Raw genomic sequence first — 18866 nt, forward strand, 5'->3', positions numbered from 1 at the left:
TGAAATATTTAGGGGCTTGGCGATGAAATATATTTTTGAGGTTCAAATTAAGGAAGGTTTCACAGCGGAAGAATATGCCGATGCCTGGGTACGTGCGTCTCAGTTAATTCAGCGGGCACCTGGGGCTATGGGCACGGAACTTTTGCAAAAGATCGGTGACGAAAATAGCCTCATAGCGATAGCCACTTGGCACAGTAAAACAGAACGCGATGCTATGCAGGCTGAACATACGTTTGCGATTGATAAAATTATTCAAAGCGTGGCTCCTTTTGTGGGTATACGACCTTTAGGAGAGTTTAAAGAATTTAGGGAGGTAGTAGCTTCTTATGCTGATGATGATGAACTTTCTTAAGATTGCCTCGTCAAAACTGAACAGAAGCTGAATCAATTAAATTTTTCAAAAATTAAAAAACTGTAAATTTTAATCGGTCTCTGAATGAGTATTTAAAATACTTGATTACGGATAATTACATCTAAGCAAGAAGCTTTAATTCTGTCTGCCCCCTGTTCTCATTCCCTTCGTCGCAAAGTCTTCTCAAACTGACTTTGTGTAATTAACTGTTGTTGCAGACAAAAATTCTTTTGTTACAATCCGCAGCCCAATTTGGATCCCTACGTTAACGAAGGATTTTGATATGAGATTCAAGCTCGCAGCTCTTCCCCTGATGCTTCTTGCGGCTACTGCAACTGCTGAGGAGTACAACTCTTTTACTAAAGCTAAATACAGCGATTTAGAAAATGGTGCAGATAGTTTTAATCTTGGCAGCCAGTATTTTTTCGGTGGAAAAGAAACTCTTGGCCCACTGAAAGAATTTGAGTACATCAATAAAGTTAGCAACATCTACGGTGGTTACTCTCACCTCAACGTTGGTAGTGAAGATTTCGATACCTTTACAATAGGTGGAGAATATTTTGCATCCAATGGTCTGGTTTTGGGTGCTCAATTAGCCGATTGGGGTGAAGAAAATATTGATACTTTATCAGTAGGTTATCTCTTCACTCCTAACTTCTTGGTTAGCCTGGAGCATGAAGATAACGATAGTGATAATGAACTGTCTGTTAATGCCCGTTATAACCACCAGCTGAATGGAACCGATTATATCGGTTTCGATTTTTCCGTTGATGAAGAATTTGATACTCGCAGCCTGTCTTCCAAGTACTTTACCCACCTGGGTGGCGAGCAGTACCTGACTGCAGAATTGGATTATGTCAGCTACGATGAGGGCGATGACTATTGGAAGTTGGGTACTGAATACTTCTTTACACAGCGTACTTCTGTTAGTTTTTCCTACGATGAGGTGGAACAGTACAAGCTGGGTATGAACCACTTCTTCAACCGTAACTTCGCTGTTGAAGCAGCTTATGTTTCCAATACTGATAGTGATATCGATTATGATATTTACCAAATTGGTATGACCGTACAGCTGTAAGTAAGAAAAGGGCTATCTTAGATAGTCCTTTTCTTTTCTTAGTTAATTATTGGATGTTACCTAAACGTTTATTTCTTGTCGTATTGTTATTGTCTCTAGAAATAAAAAATAAATCCTATTAAAATCTTACAAATCAAATCTATAGTTGGAAAAGGATTTTATGAGGGGTTTTAAAGTATCAGTTGTTCCCCTGATGGTGCTTGCTACTGGCGTTACGGCGGAGGAGTATAAGTCGATAACTACTTTGAGTTATTCAGATTTAGAGTACTCTTATCACGATCATTACTACAGCCCTATGGGATGGCCATATAGCCCAACGTCCGGTTATAGTGTTGAAGAAACTAAGTATAAAACCTCTTCCGTTGGTACTACTTACTTTTTTGGAGGAAAAGAAACTCTAGGACCTCTTAAAGAGTTTGAGTATATCAATAAGGTTAGCAATATATCAGCACAGTTCTCCCGATACGAAATTCGGAATGATTATTGGCGGGATGATCACCATCAAAATTCACTTTCTACAAAAGGTGAGTATTTTATAGAAAATGGTGTGGTGCTGAGTGTTGGTATAGAAGATCAAAAATATGCCAATATTTATGATCAATCGATTGGTTATTTTTTCACTCCGAATGTTTTAGTGAAATTAAACTACAGTAATACTGATTTTAAGTATTTTGATGAAGAAGAAGAGTTTTCATTAACCGCTCAGTATAGCCACCAATTAAGTGATGCTGGTTATCTTGGTTTTACGATGAATGTCGCTGAGGAAACTGACGATCACATTTTGTCGTCTAAATATTTCGTAGATTTCGGAAATGATAAGTATTTAAGTGTTGAGGCGAGTTATTATCATGGAAACGGAAGAATATGGGGGGATGCCTCGGAGTTGAGTGCAGAGTTCTATTTTAATAAAGAGACTTCCGTCAATATAGCCTATGATGAAAATCATCGTTATAAGTTAGAGTTCTCCCACTTCTTTAATCAGAATATTGCCGTTGACGTAGCTTACTTAGCTGCAGCAACAAATAAGTACAATGGATATTACGAAGATTATGGGTGTGATGATTGCGATGCTTATCGGTACGACGAATACCGGCTGGGCTTGAGAGTTCAGTTATAATCTTCTAAAAAGAAAAGGGCTATTTAATAGCCCTTTTTAATTTTTAAATCAAAATTTCTAAACGATAAATTTAGCCCTTCCCAGTTAAGGCCTGTATCCGGGCCTGAGCTTTAGAGCCAATCTCTCCCCCTGCCCCGGCTGCTGTCTCGTAGTGCTTGAAAGCGCTTTGCTTATTCCCCTGCTTTTCATACACCTCGCCCAAATAGAAGTGTGCGTAAGCTGTTTCCAAATAACGTAGAGAACGGTTTAAGTCCCTCTCCGCAGCAGTGTAATTTTTAAGTTGCGCACTAGCCATGCCGCGTTTTAACCAGTGGGAAAACAGTGCAGGGTTTTTCTGTACGGCACGGTCGTAGGCCTGGTGGGCTTTATCAAATTGTTTTTTCTGGGCGAGCAAATCTCCTTCCAGTGCGAAGAAAGAGGCTTCTTTTGGTTGTTGCTTTTGTGCCTTTCGTACCAGATTCAGTGCCGTATCAAACTGCTTTTTATTGGCTGCTTTTAGAGCATCATCATAATTTTCATAGGCATCGGCATCGCGTTTTAGTTGTGCTATGGCCTTTTGGTAGGCATCGCGGTTGGTGACCCCGTTCTTGGGCAGTGATTTACTGTGCTCGATATTGGCGCTGACGCGGGACTGTGATGGGGGGTGGCTGGCGAAGAGGGCTTCCAGGCCATTGCTCTGTTGCCCTTTGGAGAGTTCGACGAATTTGCGCTGCAGTCGCACGGCGCCCTGGGGATCATAGCCGGCAGCAGCCATATATTTCATGCCGTATTCGTCGGATTCCAGTTCGTTGCCGCGACCGTAGCGGGCGATATAGGCAGAACCTCCCAGCTGGCTGCCGGTGGAGATAAGGTCCGCATAGGCGGACTCTTTGGTGGCCGCACCGAGTACAGCCAGTCCGGCCCCGAGCACCTGCTGTTGTGACATGGCGGTAGCGGAGTGGCGTGCGGCGGCATGGACAATCTCGTGGCCGAGTACAGCGGCCAATTCCGCCTCATCCTCAAGCAGGACCAGCAGGCCTCGGTTAATGGCGATTTTGCCACCGGGAAGTGCCCAGGCGTTGGGAACGGAGTTATTCAATACTACAAATTCGTAGGGCAGCTGCGGCTGGTCCGAGACACGTGCCAGTTTCTGCCCAACCCGGTCCACATACTCCTGCAAGTTGGGATCTATGGTGTACTGACCGCCCTGTTGTTGTTGGTTGATAGGGTATTGCTGCTGCCCTAAGTTCAATTCCTGCTGGGCCGATACCAGAGAGAATTGTTGCTCTCCGGTCACTGGATTGGTGACACAGCCACTGATAATAGAGGTTGCCGTCAACGCCACTGCGGCGAAGAAAGCCTGGTTACGCGAGATCATTGCTTGCCTCCCTGTATAATGCCGATTATTCAACGATCACCCATTGTACACAGTCGGGGAATAGAGGTTATGACGGCACTTCAGGTAATAGAGTTATTTGCGGGTACCAACCCCGATGGCGAGCCGGTGGTAGAGCGCTTACAGGTACGAGTCAATGAGGACGACAGTTGCCAGCTGGTACGTTCTCCCGCATTTATTAAAGGCATCGCCAGTGGCGATTGCATTAAAGTGGATAAAGATACCCAGCAATTCGAGCTGGTTAAGCGCTCCGGCAATTTGGCGATCCGTGTTTTCTGTCGCGGCGATAGCGCCGAACTCTCCGACCGCTTGAGCCCGCAGCTGGAGAAGCTTGGAGGAGAGCTGGATCTGGAAGTTCCACGCATGCTGGTTTATAGCATCCATGTCAGCTGTGGTTTCGATAAGATTGAGGAAATTCTCAATAGTATCTGTGATGGTGCCAACAGTGCCTGGTACTACGGCAATGTCTACGATCCCAAGGATGGCCAAACACCTCTCAACTGGTGGCAGGATATATTGAAGCCTGAATAGGCCATTACCCCGGACCGAGCAGTTGGGCTCAATTAGAAAGCGAAGCAGCACAAGTAAGGCATCCGATGTTAATAGTGATTTCTCCAGCCAAGACGCTGGATTACGAGAGCGAAATTCCCACACTGGAAACCACTCAGCCAGATTTTCTCAAGGAGTCAGCGGCATTAATTGGCGAACTGCGTGATCTGAGCCCACAGCAGATCTCCAGCTTGATGAAGATTTCCGACAAGCTCGGTGTGCTGAATTACGACCGCTTCCAAGCCTGGAAACGCCCTTTTACAAATAAAAATGCGCGCCCAGCTCTACTCGCCTTTAAGGGGGATGTTTATACCGGCTTGGCCGCTGAAACTATGGGCAAGCGCGATTTCAGTTATGCGCAAAAGCATTTGCGAATGCTCTCCGGTCTCTATGGCCTGTTGCGCCCGCTGGACCTGATGCAACCCTACCGCCTGGAGATGGGCACCAGATTTGAAAACAGCCGCGGTAAAAATCTGTATGAATTTTGGGGAGAGCAAATTACTGAGACGCTCAATGCCCAGTTGCATGCGCTGAAGAGCCGGGAATTGGTCAATCTTGCCTCTAATGAGTACTTCAAGGCGGTAAAGCCCAAGGCGCTCAATGCAGAGGTCATTACCCCCCATTTTAAAGATCTAAAAAATGGTCAGTATAAGATGATCAGCTTCTTTGCCAAGAAAGCGCGGGGCATGATGAGCCGCTGGGCGATTGAGCAGCGGGTGAAGAAAGCGGAGGAGCTTAAGGGCTTTGATGTGGCTGGCTATACCTATAACTCGGGCATGTCCAATGAGCGCGACTGGGTTTTCACTCGGGATGAGCAGCAATGAGCGATACCAGCCTGCCGGATGCGCCGGCTTGTACGCGTAATCGCGATCCAATTTTTACTCATCTGCGTCGCCTGCTGGATGGTAGCCATAAGGTGTTGGAGGTGGGGAGCGGCACAGGTCAGCATGCGGTCTTTTTTGCACCGCGCCTGCCCCACTTAATTTGGCAGACCTCGGAGCGGGCGGAAATGCTGCCCGGTGTGCGTGCCTGGTTGGCGAGTGCGCCCGCACAGAACTTGCGCGAACCTCTGACTCTGGATGTCGATGCGCCCTGGCCAGCGCTGAATTTCGATGCGGTGTTTACCGCGAATACCCTGCATATTATGTCGAGGGAGTCAGTACAGCGATTCTTTCACAAACTGCACACCCTGTTAGAACCCAATGGCTTGCTGGTTGTATATGGACCCTTCAAGATTGATGGCAGTTTTATCGGGCCCAGCAATGCGGATTTCGATACCTACCTCAAAGAGCGCAACCCCGATAGCGGTATCCGTGATCTGGAGTGGTTGGATCAATTGGCCAGTGATGTCGGCATGCGTCGGGAAGAGCTAAATTACCTGCCAGCGAACAACCAGCTGGTCGTTTGGCGTAAATACGATAACAAGGAGTGATTATGCCCGTATGGTTTGAAGTTTCCGTTGTTGTGGCGTTTGCCATTGCAGCTGTGTTTTTTTTCGCCAAATATCGTGAAACTGCTGCAGCCCTGCATGAAAGTGAGCGCATGAAAACGCGTCTCTCCAATGACCTGAATCGCTATAAAGATGTGCCGCGGCTGCGCGCTCTGCGCGATGCCTTGGTGGGAAACAAGCCTCTGCCTGTGGATGACAATGGCAATGAGCATCTGTTGTTAAGAGATGGGGATTTAAAGTTGCACCACCTGATCCTGCGCCGGGAGAGCACCCCGGTGCACGATGAAGAAGAGGCCACCTATATCAAAAATGGTGAGCCGGTAAAGCTGCCGGAATTTGAATAGTTTTATCATTGAGGGGGTGGATCAGGAATCCGCACCCTCGGTCTCCATTAGTTCCCGAGAGGGGCTCTCTTCCAGCTTGGTAGAGGGGAAGTGCAGGGTGAAAGTACTGCCCTGGGCCGGGACACTGTGCACGCTCATTTCCGCACCGTGGCGCAATAGTACATGCTTGACGATAGCCAGGCCCAATCCTGTGCCGCCGCTGTCGCGGGAGCGGCCGGGGTCTACCCGGTAAAAACGTTCGGTAAGGCGCGGGATATGCAGCGAGTCTATACCGATACCCTGGTCCCGCACACTGAAGTGGCCGCCATCGTTATCCTGCCACCAGCGCAGTTGTATCTCCCCGTTCCCCGGGCTGTATTTCACCGCATTGAGCGCCAAGTTGGCGAAAGCGCTGTGCAGCTCACTGGCATCGCCGCGGATACTGCAATCCCCTTCGCACGCCACACTGACCTGGTGACGGTCGCCGCTAAAGCTGCGCGCCTCACGGGCAACTCTCTCCATCAACTCGCGCACATCTACAGAGACGTCACCCGTTTTTCGCTCTGACGTTTCCAGGCGTGCCAGAAGAAGCAGGTCGTTGACCAAGGTGGTCATACGTGCCGCCTGCTCCTCCATCTGAACCAGCGGGCGCCGCCAGGCGGGAGGTGCCATATCGCTGTTCTGTAGGGTTTCCAGGTAGCCGGCGATTACGGTAAGAGGAGTGCGCAACTCGTGAGAAACGTTGGCGACAAAATCGCGGCGCATCTGCTCGAGATTGTGCAAGCGGGTGATATCGCGAACGATCACCAGGGCTTCATCCTTGCCGTAGCGGGTCACTTCCAGTTGCAGGTGCAGGGCTTCATTACCCGGCGCGGGCAAGGTCAGCGGTTCGCGGGGGCTGTTGTCCTCGCTGTGCATATAGCTGACAAAGCCAGGGTCGCGCACAAAGTTCACTAGGGACTGCCCCTGATCGCTGGATTGCAGGCCGAGCAGCTCGCCGGCGGCGGGGTTCCACCAGGCCAGGTGGTCGCCATTTTCCAGGGCTACAATGCCTTCGCGCAGGGCGCTGGTGCTGTCCTGAACACGGCGTAACATGACATGCAGCTTTTGCTTCTCACGGCGGTGACGGCGTTGCATACGGTAGAAGTCGTCATAGATTTCACCCCAGATACCAAAAGCAGTGGGAGCGGGGCCGCGGCGGCCATTGGCAAGCCAACGATTGAAGCGGTGCTGCTGCCACAGCACTGAGAGCAGGTAGGCTGCCAGCCCTAAAATCAGGGTGAGCGACCACTCGGACGTGGTGAAGCCGAGGGTCAAGCAGCCCAGAGCAATAATTAAGAAGCGCGAAAATTCGCCAATACTGCGATCCAACATAGCCTTGCCGTGTTACCTGGCAGTTGTCGGGAGGGCTGATGTCCACCCCCGCACTTAATACATCTTAGAAACCCGGTCCTCTGTGGGAGTGACCAATGGTTACCGCGGGAGTCAGTGCCGATCTTTGCAGATTGTCACACTTTTTCGGCAGTTTGCACAGAAAATCGATAGCCGGTGCCGCGCACTGTCTGGATATAACGGTCGTGACCGTCAAGTGCCAGAGCTTTGCGCAGGCGGCGGATGTGTACGTCGACGGTGCGCTCCTCCACATAGACATTGCCACCCCAGACGTGATCCAGCAGCTGGGTGCGTGTGTAGGCGCGCTCCTGGTGAGAGAGAAAGAAAGTCAGCAGGCGAAATTCAGTAGGCCCCATATCCACCGGCTGTCCCTTGATGGTGACCCTGTGGCTTAGAGGGTCCAGTACCAGATCGCCGGCGCTGAGGGGGTCTTCGGGGGTGGCCGGGCCGGCGCGGCGCAGTACCGCCTTGAGGCGCGCCACCAGCTCGCGGGGGGAGAAGGGCTTGGTGATATAGTCGTCGGCGCCCGTCTCTAACCCTTTGATTTTATTGTCTTCTTCGCCTTTGGCGGTGAGCATGATGATGGGCACCGCGGTGGTCAGCTCATCGCGCTTAAGTCGGCGGGCCAGCTCTACTCCGGATACATCGGGTAGCATCCAATCGAGAAGAATAAGGTCTGGCTTTTCATCGATGACTAAGGCGTGGGCCTCTTGGGCGTTTTCCGCCTCCAGGCAACGGTAGTCTGCCATTTCTAAAGCCACCCGCAGCATATCGCGTACAGGGGCTTCGTCGTCGACAATCAGGATCGTTTTACTGTGCATTTGGCTGCCATACCCGCTCTGTTGTCAGAAGTTCCCGGTTATGGCCGAGGATTAAACGGGATTTATATGACAAATATATGACGGTTATGCCTGAACTCCCAGACCTGGATCAATTGAAGAGGTAATGCAGGAATATTCCGGCAAAAAACACCAACCCTACCCAGTTGTTGTGGAGAAATGCCTTGAAGCAGGCCTCTCTATCGCGGTTGCGAATCAGCCATTGCTGGTAAGCGAAAAGCGCCGCTATAGCCGTAACTGCCAAGTAGTAAATGGCGCCGAGGCCGAAGCGCTGGCCGATCAACACCAGTGCCATTAGAACCAAAAGCTGCAGAGTGGCAGTCATGGCTCTGTCCATTTCCCCGAACAGAATTGCCGTGGATTTAACTCCGATTTTTAGGTCGTCATCCCGATCCACCATGGCGTAAAAAGTGTCATAACACAGGGTCCACAACAGGTTGGCGACATAGAGAAGCCAGGCCTGGGGAGGCACTTCGCCGGTCACTGCGGCGAAGGCCATGGGGATCCCCATACTGAAGGCCGCGCCCAATACGACTTGAGGCAGGTGAGTGTGCCGCTTGGCAAAGGGGTAGCAGAAGGCCAATGCCAGTGCTGGCAATGACAATAAAATCGTTAGCTGATTGGTGGTGAGCACCAGCAAAAAAGCCGCGAAGCTGAGCCCGGCGAATAGGCCAAGAGCCGCCTTGGGAGTAACGTTACCGGTGGCCAGGGGGCGCGTGGCGGTGCGCTTAACATGGCCGTCAATCTCGCGGTCGGCGAAGTCATTTATCGCGCAGCCGGCCGCACGCATCAGGATGACGCCCAAAGTGAACACTGCAAATAGATGCAGCCCTGGCCAGCCCCCCGCCGCAAGCCACAGTGCGACCCAAGTGGGCCACAAAAGTAATAGGGAGCCAATGGGCCTATCCATACGCGCCAATTGCCAGTAGGGCATTGCGGCGGGCCAGCGCGCGGCGATTTGTTGGCTAATCACGGTGGCTAATCTCCCTGTATTTGGTTATTGGTTTGCGGGGACTGCAGGTGGGTCATCGGGGCAGAACTGCGATAGAAAGGCCTCTGCGACCAAAAGGGGTTTGCCCCGCAGCCAAAAAATTGAGCGGCGCCCCCAGGCACTGTCGCCGCCGTCGCAGAGTCCTTGAGCCTGCAAGTCGGGGTTGCGCCGCAATTGGTTGAACTCTATTTCGCCTCGGCGAATCCCTGGTTCGCTGAACAGCAGCTCCCCCAGAGGGCGGTCGTCGAGACTGCGTAAGTTGCGGGACTTGCCCTGCAAACTGCGCAGGGGAAGTACACTGCGCGCGTAAACCCAGGGTTGGCCACACCCTATCAGTAGTACCTCCCGTACCAGGGCGCGGCTGTGGCGATTTAAATTGAGCGCGCGGCATTCCTCCGCGCGGGGTAGCTGCCAGCTCTGACCAAGTACCTGCACACTGAAATCCCCTCCACTCAGTTGCTTCAGTGCAGCGGTGAGCGAACCGGTGTATGCCAGCCACGGCATCAGGTTTTCTGGTGGTTGGAACTGTGCCGATTCAAATGGCCGCCCCCGCCAATCGCCCGCAGGTACAAATGGAGACTGGTGCAACGATAACTCCGCAGTCGGTAAAAAGGGCATTGTACCCTGCCCACTGGCGGCTGGCGCCACTCCGTTGGATTTTTGCTCACCGGGGCGGCAATGGATATAGTGCTCCCTTTAATGAAAACAATGAATTTATAAAGAGAAGCTTGTTATGGGGCTTACGACCAAAATTCTGCTGGGGATGATCGCGGGTATTGGGCTGGGAATCCTGATCAATATCCTGAATATGAGCCAGTTGCTCGGTGAGGGTGTTACCAACGCAATCAACCTCTACCTGACGGGTGGCCTGTTCGACATTATCGGGCGAATTTTTATCGCCTCTCTGAAGCTGATGGTGGTGCCGTTGGTGTTGGTTTCTCTGATCAGTGGTGCCTGTGCCCTGTCTGAAGGAAGCCGGATCGGTCCGTTGGCGGGTAAAACCGTGCTGCTCTATATGCTGACAACGGCTATCGCTATTACCCTGGCCCTGTGCATGGCACTGATCTTCCAGCCTGGGGTCGGTGTGAGTGAGGCTGCTGCTGCGGCAACGTCTTCTTTCCAACCAAAAGAATCCCCCCCACTTTCTGAAGTGCTGGTAAATATTTTTCCCACCAATCCAGTCGCAGCCATGGCCGAGGGCAATATGCTGCAAATTATCGTGTTTGCCCTATTGATGGGCTATGCGATCTCCCGCTGTGGTGAGCCAGGGAAGCGCGTTGCAGCTTTCTTCAACGATCTCAATAGCGTTGTGCTGCGCATGGTGGGGGTGTTGATGGTGTTTGCTCCCTACGGAGTTTTTGCCCTGTTGGCGAAAACTTTTGCAGGATTGGGCTTAGAAGGCTTACTGCAACTGGGTAAATACTTCCTGGTGGTACTGGCAGCCTTGATTATTCATGCACTGGGCGTCTATTCGATTCTGCTGAAGCTGTTGAGTGGCCTAAAGCCCCTTGAGCTGCTGAAAAAGATGCGTCCGACGATGATTTTTGCCTTTAGTACAGCTTCCTCTGCAGCAACCATACCGGTAACCCTGGCGACAGTTGAGAAGCGCTTAGGTGTGGACAACAAGGTGGCTGCTTTCACCGTCCCCTTGGGTGCAACCATCAATATGGATGGCACCGCGATTATGCAGGGTGTGGCTACGGTCTTTATCGCTCAGTTCTTTGGTATTGAGATCGGCTTGACTGGCTTCCTGACAGTGATCCTGACAGCAACCCTGGCTTCTATTGGTACTGCCGGGGTGCCCGGCGTCGGCCTGATTATGCTCGGTATGGTGCTGCAGCAGGTGGGACTGCCGCTGGAGGGGATTGCCATTGTGATCGGCGTTGACCGCCTGCTGGATATGGTGCGCACCGCAGTGAATATCACCGGGGATGCGGTAGTGAGCAGTGTGGTGGCGAAGAGTGAAGGCGCCTTGGACGAGGAGACTTACTACGACGCCAATTACAAGAGTGTCAGCATCAACGACAACAGTACAGTAGGCGCCCACTAGGGCGTTCTCCTCAAGCCTCGGCGAAACGGGGCTTGTTTTGTAACCAGCGCTTAATTAGCTGCTGTCGCATCCCTTCCGTCAAATGTGGGGATATGGCTATTTTTTGTACTTGTGGCAGCAGTTCCGCATCCCGTTGCAGATCTGCGATACGGTGTTGGATCTCTCCAGTCTGGCGGGTGCCGAGAATTTCCCCTGGTCCGCGCAGACGCAGGTCTTCCTCAGCGATGGCGAAGCCGTCGCTATGCTGACGCAGCGCCTGTAGGCGCGCCCGTCCATTTTGTGACAGCGGTGTACCGTAGAGCAGCACACAGTGACTGGCTATGGAGCCGCGCCCAACCCGACCGCGCAGCTGGTGCAGCTGGGCGAGGCCCAAGCGCTCTGGGTTTTCGATAATCATCAGACTGGCGTTGGGCACATCTACCCCCACCTCGATCACCGTGGTTGCCACCAGCAGGTCTACCTCACCAGCTTTGAAGGCGCTCATTACCTGCTCTTTCTGCTCCGGCTTAAGGCGCCCGTGTACCAGGGCCACACGCGCCCCGTCGAGCATCTCCACTAATTCCTCGGCGGTGGACTCTGCGGCCTGAGCCTGCAGGCTCTCGGATTCCTCAATCAGAGTGCAGACCCAATAGGCCTGGCGCCCCTCGGCGATGGCACTGTGCACTCTTACCATCACCTGGTCGCGGCGGTCGTTAGAGATCGCCACGGTGTTGATAGGCTGGCGACCGGGAGGCAGCTCATCAATGATGGAGCAGTCCAGATCGGCAAATGCAGACATAGCCAGGGTACGGGGGATCGGGGTGGCGGTCATAATCAACTGGTGCGGTTGCAACCTGCCGGTGGCACCGCTGGCGGCGCCCTTCTCACGCAGCTCCAAACGCTGGCGCACCCCGAAACGGTGTTGCTCGTCGATAATCACCAACACCAGATTGTGGAACACCACACCCTCCTGGAAGAGTGCGTGGGTGCCTACCACCAGCTGCGCCTCGCCACTGGCAATTTTGCCCAACTGCTCGCGGCGCTCGGCGGCTTTTAAGCTGCCGGTAAGTTGCGCTACCTGTACGCCGAGAGGCTCAAGCCAGTTACAGAAATTGATTCTATGCTGCTCGGCGAGAATCTCTGTCGGCGCCATCACCACCACCTGAGCACCAGCGCCGATGCCTTTGAGGGCAGCCATGGCCGCTACCAGGGTTTTACCGGCGCCGACATCTCCCTGTAGCAGGCGCATCATGGGGAGGTCCTGGGCGAGGTCTTCGGCGATCTCCTCACAGACTCTTTGCTGTGCACCGGTGAGCGAAAATGGCAGTCGCGAGAGGAAATCTCTCTCCAGAGATTTGTTGGCGGGCAGTGGCGGTGCCGCAACCCTTGCGCTGTTGCGCCGCAATTCCAGCAGGCTCAAATGGTGCGCGAGCAGCTCTTCCAGGGCCAGGCGCTGTTGTGCGGGGTGTGTGCCGGCGGCGAGTTTTTCCAACTGGGTGCCGGCAGGTGGCGAGTGCAAATAAACCAGGGCGTCACTCAGGGGGTAACGCAATGGCTTTGGTAGTAAATCTGCAGGGAGCAGTTCGGTCACGGCTCCACTGCGCAGGAGCTCCACGGCTTGCTGCATCAGACCGCGCATACGCCCCTGGCTGACGCCCTCGGTCAGGGGGTAAACCGGTGTCAGGGTTTCCTCGGTAGTGGCGTTTTCGCTGCCGACAACTTCAGTCTCGGGATGGTAGAGTTCCAGGCCGGCGGCGCCACGCCGCGCCTCGCCGAAGCAACGCAGGCGTACGCCGCGGGCAAAGCGGTTTTTCTGCGCAGCAGAAAAGTGGAAAAAACGCAGAGTGATACTGCCGCTCATATCCTGAAGCTTGACTACCAGACTGCGTCGGCGGCCGAAAACTACATCGGCGGCAGTTACCTCGCCCTCAATAACCGCATCCATCCCGGCAGTGAGCCCGGCCACCGGCACCACCCGGGTGCGGTCCTGGTAGCGCAACGGCAAGTGGAACAGCAGGTCTTGCAGAGAGTGGATATGCAGTTTGGCCAGGACCTGGGCAAACTTGTCTCCTACCCCTTTGAGGTTGGTAACTGGCTGATCTGCAAGGTTGTTTATGGCTCGATCAGATGACACTGGCTGATGGCCTCACGCAATATATCGATAGCTCGGTGGCGTGGAAAGCTGGCACGCCAGGCCAGTGCGACGGTGCGTCGGGGCCCCGGCGCCTTGAAGGGGCGTGTTTCCAGCAGCCCGCTGGCATATTGCGAAGCGGTGGCTGCGGAGAATGGCAATACGGTGATACCGAGCCCCGAGGCCACCATGTGTCTCAGGGTTTCCAGCGAACTGCCATCGGCGGCTGTACGAATGCCTCCACCACCGCTCTCCTTCTCCATAGTGACCTGCAAATGTGGGCAGGCCTCCAGCACTTGGTCGCGGAAGCAGTGGCCCTCCCCCAGCAATAGCACATTATCTTTGGTGAGCTGCTCGGGATCTATGAATTCCTGCTGGGCAAGGGGGTGCCCAGCTGGCATCAATACCACGAAAGGTTCGTCATAAAGTGGCTGGGTGACCACATCGGGCTCGGTGAATGGCAACGCGATAATGATCGCATCCAGCTCGCCCTTGCGCAGGCGTTGGCGCAGAGTGGCGGTGTAGCCCTCTTCTACGTAGAGAGGCATATCTGGGGCCAGGTGCTGTAGCTGCGGAATAAAGTGCGGAAACAAATAGGGGCCGATAGTAAAAATCGCCCCGACCGAGAGGGGGCTCGCCAGCTGGTCCTTACCGGCGCTGGCGATATCCTTAATGGCGGCAGACTGTTCCAGTACTAGTTGGGCCTGGGCGACGATACGTTCCCCCAATGGCGTGGCCTGCACCCGAGTTTTGGAACGCTCGAAAAGGGCGACCCCCAGCTCTTTCTCCAGCTTTTTTACTGCGATAGACAGGGTCGGTTGGCTGACGAAGCAGCGCTCGGCGGCGCGGCCGAAATGCTGTTCCTGAGCGAGAGTGACGATGTAGCGCAGTTCATTGAGAGTCATGGTAAAGACAATTAAGCGATAGTATTTGATAGCTATTATTCATAAATAATAGCTGCTGACCACACCCTAGCGCTAAGCTGTCACCTCAGGCACAAAGTTGGGAAAAATTACCAATTGTGGACGCCTTTATGGAATTGAGGCGCAAAATTTTGCTATATCTTATGAGGGCCAACAGAATGGAGAAACGCCATGGGAGTTTTATCCTGGATTATTCTCGGACTGATTGCCGGCGCCTTAGCCAAATGGATCATGCCAGGTAAAGACCCAGGTGGTTGGATAGTCACAATGGTGATTGGCATTATCGGTGCCTTCATCGGTGGTTGGCTTGGTGCCCTGATTGGATTCGGTGGCCCCGTGACCGGTTTCGGATTTGGCGACATAATAACAGCCACCATTGGTGCGATTATCTTTCTCGCTGTCTACCGCCTACTCAAAGGGCGCGGTAATTAGTTCAATACCAGAGCGGCAGATGGAATGGTGAGGCGTGAAAGTGCCTCGCATCGTTATTCATGGATGGCAAAACCGCAATCGTTTGCGGATTTTTTTTGGCGCACCGTTTAATAGTTAATAAATAAGACTAGGGACTTCTCATCTGAGGAGTTCTGCGGGACGCAACAGCACAATATCAAGGGAATATGGCAGTCGACGCTGTCCCAGGCGCAAGATTGTCGGGAACTATATGACACAAAAAGAGAAGCTTTGGATCCTTGGGTGTGGTGATCTGGGGGCGCGCCTCGCTCTAAATATAGATCGCAAGCAGTACAGTGTTTACGGCATGCGACGCAACCCTCTGGTGGCCCTGGCGAGTAAGCGCAGAGCGGATGCGGTTAATTGGCGTCGGGGGGATGCCACCAAGGTGGGGGATATCGAGCGCTTGCTGACGGATGGTGCCGATATCGTCCTCGCCACATTTACTCCGGATGAACATACCCCCGGCGGTTATCAGCGCGCTTACGTGGAAACCGCGCGGGCTTTGGGCGAGGCCATTTCACGCCTGCCAAAACCGCCGCGCTTGGTGATATGGGCGTCTTCAACCCGCGTGTATGGCCAGAGCGGTGATGATTTTCTCGATGAGCAGACGCCTCCTGCACCTAGTGGTTTTCAGGGAGAGGCGCTGCTCGCGGCAGAGGAGATCATACGCTCGGCGATTCCCGGGGTCTGTATTGTACGATTTGCCGGAATTTACGGTCCGGGGCGTGACCGCTTGCTCTCTCAGGTACGCGCCGGTCGCTGTGCCCCGCCCCAGCCCCCCCAGTTCAGTAACCGTATTCATGTGGACGATTGCATTGGCTTTTTGTTGCACCTGGTTGAAAGGCACAAGCAGGGTTGGATACCAGAGCCACTGTATATCGGCGCCGATAGTAAGCCGGTCCCCATGTATGAACTACAGCAGTGGCTGGTGAAGGCTATGGGCTATACCAGCGCTCATTTGCGTGAGATTGTGCAGACCAGCGAACGCCGCTCGAAAAAACTCAGTAATCAGCGCTTGCTCGCTAGTGGTTACCAGCTCAAGTATCCCGATTACAAAGTGGGCTACAGTGCGCTATTGGAAGCGGAAGGCTGACAGCGGCAAATCTACGAGAGAGAAATCTAGAAATGCAGTGCCGGACGGAAGTCCTGCACTGCAGGTTGGTGCTCTGCTGGGTTAAGGCACCATCACCCCCTCGGCTTCAAACTGGGCACCAAGCGGCAGCTCCTTAACGACCACCGTGGCACGCGCTGGGTAGGGCTCCTGAAAAAACTCCGCCATAACCTCATTCACTGCGGCAAAGTTGTTGCTGTCGGTGATGTAGAGATTGAGCTTCACAATATGCTGGAGCGATCCATCCGAGGCCTCACAAACGGCTGCAAGGTTGCGGAAAACCTGGTGGGCCTCATCGACAAAACCACTGGAAACCATCTGCTGAGTCTCGGGATCGAGTCCTATTTGCCCGGACAGGTATACCGTATCGTTGACCTTTACCGCCTGGGAGTAGGTACCGGCTGCTGCCGGAGCCTTGTCTGTTTTGATAATTGCGCGGTTGGGCATTGGGCACTCCATTACTTATTGCTATTTGTTGCGGAAAGCCAGTAAATATAGCGCGCTTTTGTAGTGAATGGCAGCGAAGCCATAGGCCAAAAAGCGGAGTAAAAGCTCGCTCTCAGTGAGTCGATAATTAGCTCGCCAGAACGATATCCAAGTATCTTACGGGCGCGAGATACGGATCACCGACGGCAGGTTACGCAGCCTTTTCATGACTCTTGCCAGATGAATACGGCCACTGACCTCTAATGTGAGGGAAATTACGCTGTTATGGGCGTCTTTTTCATCCACATTAATCTGCTCGATACTGGCCCCCTCTTCGGTAATACGGGTGGCCAGGCGCGCGATAATGCCGCGTTCGGACTCCACTTCCACCCGCACATCCCCAAGGAACTCTCCGCGTACGTCTGGGGACCAGTTCACCAGCATCAGGTTTTCCGGGTGTTCGCGGAATTCGTTGGTATTGCGGCAGGTATCCCGATGTACCACTACGCCTTTGCCGGAGCTGATATGGCCGATGATGGTATCCCCCGGAATTGGTCGGCAGCACCGGGCGAAACTGATCATCATGCCCTCCTGGGCATCAATGGTCAGTGGCGAGGAGATATTGCTCGCTTCCGCCTCTTCACTGTGCGCGGGAGCCAACAGCTTGGCCGCCGAGAAGGCGACTTTGTTGCCGAGTCCTATCTCCTCCAGCAATTTCTCCAGAGTGGCACACTTGGCTTCCTGCAGACCTTTTTCTAGTTGCTCCGGTGTCAGTTCTTCCAGGCGGGTATTAAATTTACCCAGGGCCTTTTCGAGCAGGCGCCGCCCCAGAGTAATGGAGTCGTGGTGGCGTTGGTGTTTGAGGAAGTGTCTAATGGCGCTGCGGGCTTTGGCGGTTACAACAAAGTTGAGCCAGTTTGGATTTGGCTGAGCATTTTTACGGGTGAGAATTTCCACCTTTTGCCCGCTGGCCAGCGGCTGCGACAAGGGCGCCAAGCGCTGGTTGATCCGCACGGCCACACAGGAGTTGCCGATATCAGTATGCACTGAGTAGGCGAAATCCACAGCGGTGGCACCGGCGGGCAGGTCGACAATCTGTCCTTTGGGGGTGAATACATAGACCTCGTCGGGGAAGAGGTCGATTTTAACGTTCTCAATAAACTCCAGGGAGTCGCCGGCACGCTGCTGCATCTCCAGCAGGCCCTGCACCCAGCGGCGTGCACGTACCTGGCTAGTACCACCAGTGTTGATCACCTCATCGCCGGAAGCTTTGTACAGCCAATGGGCGGCGATACCGCTATTGGCCATTTCGTCCATTTCCTTGGTGCGAATCTGCACCTCGATAGGCACCCCGTGCATCCCCAGCAGCACTGTGTGAAGTGACTGGTATCCATTGGATTTGGGGATGGCAACATAATCCTTGAATTCGGAGATGACGGGTTTATAGAGGCTGTGCATTACGCCCAACACCCGGTAGCAGGTGTCCACGCTGTCCACGATGATGCGGAAAGCGTAGACATCCATGATCTCTTTAAAGGATTTCTTCTTGGCGCGCATCTTTTGGTAGATGCTGAATAGGTGTTTCTCGCGACCAATCACCAGTGAGCTGATTCCTTCACGCTGCAGGCGCAGCTCAATGGCGTTCTGGATCTGCTCCAGCAGTTCCTTGCGATTGCCGCGCGCGGCTACCAGAGCGGCACGCAGTCGGCTGGCGCGCAGTGGGTGGATTGCAAAGAAGGATCGGTCCTCAAACTCGATACGCACATCGTTCATACCCAGGCGGTGGGCAATGGGTGCGTAGATTTCCAGGGTTTCGCGAGCGATGCGCTGGCGTTTTTGTGGCTTGAGTGCGCCGAGGGTGCGCATATTGTGCAAGCGGTCGGCCAGCTTGACCAAAATCACGCGGATATCGCGCGCCATGGCCAGAGCCATTTTCTGGAAGTTTTCCGCTTGTTTTTCCGCGGCGCTGTCTGTCTCAAACTGGGTCAGTTTGGATACACCGTCGACAATATCGGCAACCTCGCCACCAAACTGCTCCTCCAGTGCGGCTTTGGGGATTCCGGTGTCTTCGATCACATCGTGGAGCATGGCAGCAGCCAGGCTCTCGTGATCCATATGCATGCCAGCGAGAATTGTGGCCACCGCCAAAGGGTGGGTCACATAGGGTTCACCGGAACGTCGCTGCTGACCGTCGTGGGCTTGTTCCGCGTAGAAATAGGCGCGACGGACTATTTGGATTTGCTCGGGAGGCAGGTATGAGGAGAGGCGGTGGGCCAGACTATCGATGGTGTGCAATGCCGCGCGCGCCTCTCGTAAAACTCATAAAC

At 53.4% G+C, this 18866-nt stretch carries 19 protein-coding genes; 10 read left to right on the plus strand and 9 right to left on the minus strand.

Annotated elements, in window-relative coordinates; translation table 11 throughout:
- Window positions 1-22: 22 nt before the first annotated feature.
- The 3 genes from ACJJIV_RS11290 to ACJJIV_RS11300 all read left to right on the plus strand — a co-directional run bounded on the left by ACJJIV_RS11290 (window position 23) and on the right by ACJJIV_RS11300 (window position 2547).
- Window positions 23-352, plus strand: coding sequence for an antibiotic biosynthesis monooxygenase family protein (locus ACJJIV_RS11290; protein ID WP_444889018.1), 330 nt, complete (start codon window positions 23-25; stop codon window positions 350-352).
- A 283-nt stretch (window positions 353-635) separates the two neighbouring features.
- Window positions 636-1430: a putative porin gene (locus ACJJIV_RS11295; RefSeq protein ID WP_444889019.1), complete on the plus strand. Its 795-nt coding sequence runs from the start codon at window positions 636-638 to the stop codon at window positions 1428-1430.
- A gap of 160 nt (window positions 1431-1590) precedes the next feature.
- A complete protein-coding gene (locus ACJJIV_RS11300) occupies window positions 1591-2547 on the plus strand; it encodes a putative porin (RefSeq protein ID WP_444889020.1) in 957 nt (318 codons plus the stop codon).
- Window positions 2548-2617: 70 nt separating this feature from the next.
- Here the strand turns inward: ACJJIV_RS11300 and ACJJIV_RS11305 are convergent, their stop codons facing one another.
- Entirely contained in the window at window positions 2618-3904 is a 1287-nt protein-coding gene (locus ACJJIV_RS11305) for a M48 family metalloprotease (RefSeq protein WP_444889021.1), read from the minus strand.
- A 69-nt stretch (window positions 3905-3973) separates the two neighbouring features.
- Between ACJJIV_RS11305 and ACJJIV_RS11310 the strand changes: the two genes are divergently transcribed.
- From ACJJIV_RS11310 to ACJJIV_RS11325, 4 genes are all read left to right on the plus strand, one after another.
- The gene (locus ACJJIV_RS11310) at window positions 3974-4453 is read left to right on the plus strand and encodes a DUF4265 domain-containing protein (RefSeq protein WP_252083907.1); all 480 of its coding nucleotides are present in this window, start codon (window positions 3974-3976) and stop codon (window positions 4451-4453) included.
- 65 nt (window positions 4454-4518) lie between these two features.
- Window positions 4519-5295: a peroxide stress protein YaaA gene (yaaA, locus tag ACJJIV_RS11315; RefSeq protein WP_444889022.1), complete on the plus strand. Its 777-nt coding sequence runs from the start codon at window positions 4519-4521 to the stop codon at window positions 5293-5295.
- On the plus strand, window positions 5292-5903 hold the full coding sequence (locus ACJJIV_RS11320; protein WP_444889023.1) for a DUF938 domain-containing protein: 612 nt from the start codon (window positions 5292-5294) through the stop codon (window positions 5901-5903). Before yaaA ends, ACJJIV_RS11320 begins: the two co-directional genes overlap by 4 nt.
- A gap of 2 nt (window positions 5904-5905) precedes the next feature.
- Window positions 5906-6265, plus strand: coding sequence for a hypothetical protein (locus ACJJIV_RS11325; RefSeq protein ID WP_252083904.1), 360 nt, complete (start codon window positions 5906-5908; stop codon window positions 6263-6265).
- Window positions 6266-6286: 21 nt separating this feature from the next.
- Here ACJJIV_RS11325 and phoR read toward each other — a convergent pair whose 3' ends face one another.
- The 4 genes from phoR to ACJJIV_RS11345 form a co-directional block, all read right to left on the minus strand.
- Window positions 6287-7618: a phosphate regulon sensor histidine kinase PhoR gene (phoR, locus tag ACJJIV_RS11330; RefSeq protein WP_252083903.1), complete on the minus strand. Its 1332-nt coding sequence runs from the start codon at window positions 7616-7618 to the stop codon at window positions 6287-6289.
- Window positions 7619-7752: 134 nt separating this feature from the next.
- Window positions 7753-8457, minus strand: coding sequence for a phosphate regulon transcriptional regulator PhoB (phoB, locus tag ACJJIV_RS11335; protein ID WP_252083902.1), 705 nt, complete (start codon window positions 8455-8457; stop codon window positions 7753-7755).
- A gap of 109 nt (window positions 8458-8566) precedes the next feature.
- On the minus strand, window positions 8567-9409 hold the full coding sequence (gene ubiA / locus ACJJIV_RS11340; RefSeq protein ID WP_252086045.1) for a 4-hydroxybenzoate octaprenyltransferase: 843 nt from the start codon (window positions 9407-9409) through the stop codon (window positions 8567-8569).
- 63 nt (window positions 9410-9472) lie between these two features.
- Window positions 9473-10084 (minus strand): chorismate--pyruvate lyase family protein, encoded by a 612-nt coding sequence (locus tag ACJJIV_RS11345; protein WP_252083901.1) that lies wholly within the window; start codon window positions 10082-10084, stop codon window positions 9473-9475.
- Window positions 10085-10199: 115 nt separating this feature from the next.
- Between ACJJIV_RS11345 and ACJJIV_RS11350 the strand changes: the two genes are divergently transcribed.
- On the plus strand, window positions 10200-11516 hold the full coding sequence (locus ACJJIV_RS11350; protein ID WP_252083900.1) for a dicarboxylate/amino acid:cation symporter: 1317 nt from the start codon (window positions 10200-10202) through the stop codon (window positions 11514-11516).
- 10 nt (window positions 11517-11526) lie between these two features.
- Here ACJJIV_RS11350 and recG read toward each other — a convergent pair whose 3' ends face one another.
- Together recG and ACJJIV_RS11360 are read right to left on the minus strand one after the other, a co-directional pair.
- Window positions 11527-13629, minus strand: a complete 2103-nt coding sequence (recG, locus tag ACJJIV_RS11355) for an ATP-dependent DNA helicase RecG (protein ID WP_444889024.1) — start codon at window positions 13627-13629, stop codon at window positions 11527-11529.
- A complete protein-coding gene (locus ACJJIV_RS11360; RefSeq protein WP_252083898.1) occupies window positions 13608-14531 on the minus strand; it encodes a hydrogen peroxide-inducible genes activator in 924 nt (307 codons plus the stop codon). The genes recG and ACJJIV_RS11360 overlap by 22 nt, the downstream gene beginning before the upstream one ends.
- 189 nt (window positions 14532-14720) lie before the next feature.
- Here ACJJIV_RS11360 and ACJJIV_RS11365 point away from each other — a divergent pair, with 189 nt between their 5' ends.
- Both ACJJIV_RS11365 and ACJJIV_RS11370 read left to right on the plus strand, forming a co-directional pair.
- Window positions 14721-14981 (plus strand): GlsB/YeaQ/YmgE family stress response membrane protein, encoded by a 261-nt coding sequence (locus ACJJIV_RS11365; RefSeq protein ID WP_252083897.1) that lies wholly within the window; start codon window positions 14721-14723, stop codon window positions 14979-14981.
- A gap of 229 nt (window positions 14982-15210) precedes the next feature.
- Entirely contained in the window at window positions 15211-16095 is an 885-nt protein-coding gene (locus ACJJIV_RS11370; protein ID WP_444887588.1) for an NAD-dependent epimerase/dehydratase family protein, read from the plus strand.
- 81 nt (window positions 16096-16176) lie between these two features.
- Here ACJJIV_RS11370 and ACJJIV_RS11375 read toward each other — a convergent pair whose 3' ends face one another.
- Together ACJJIV_RS11375 and spoT are read right to left on the minus strand one after the other, a co-directional pair.
- Window positions 16177-16560, minus strand: coding sequence for a Rid family detoxifying hydrolase (locus ACJJIV_RS11375; protein WP_444889025.1), 384 nt, complete (start codon window positions 16558-16560; stop codon window positions 16177-16179).
- Window positions 16561-16716: 156 nt separating this feature from the next.
- Window positions 16717-18834, minus strand: a complete 2118-nt coding sequence (gene spoT / locus ACJJIV_RS11380) for a bifunctional GTP diphosphokinase/guanosine-3',5'-bis pyrophosphate 3'-pyrophosphohydrolase (RefSeq protein WP_252083894.1) — start codon at window positions 18832-18834, stop codon at window positions 16717-16719.
- Window positions 18835-18866: the final 32 nt, after the last annotated feature.

Source organism: Microbulbifer mixtoriginis (SeqCode) (assembly GCF_052466765.1).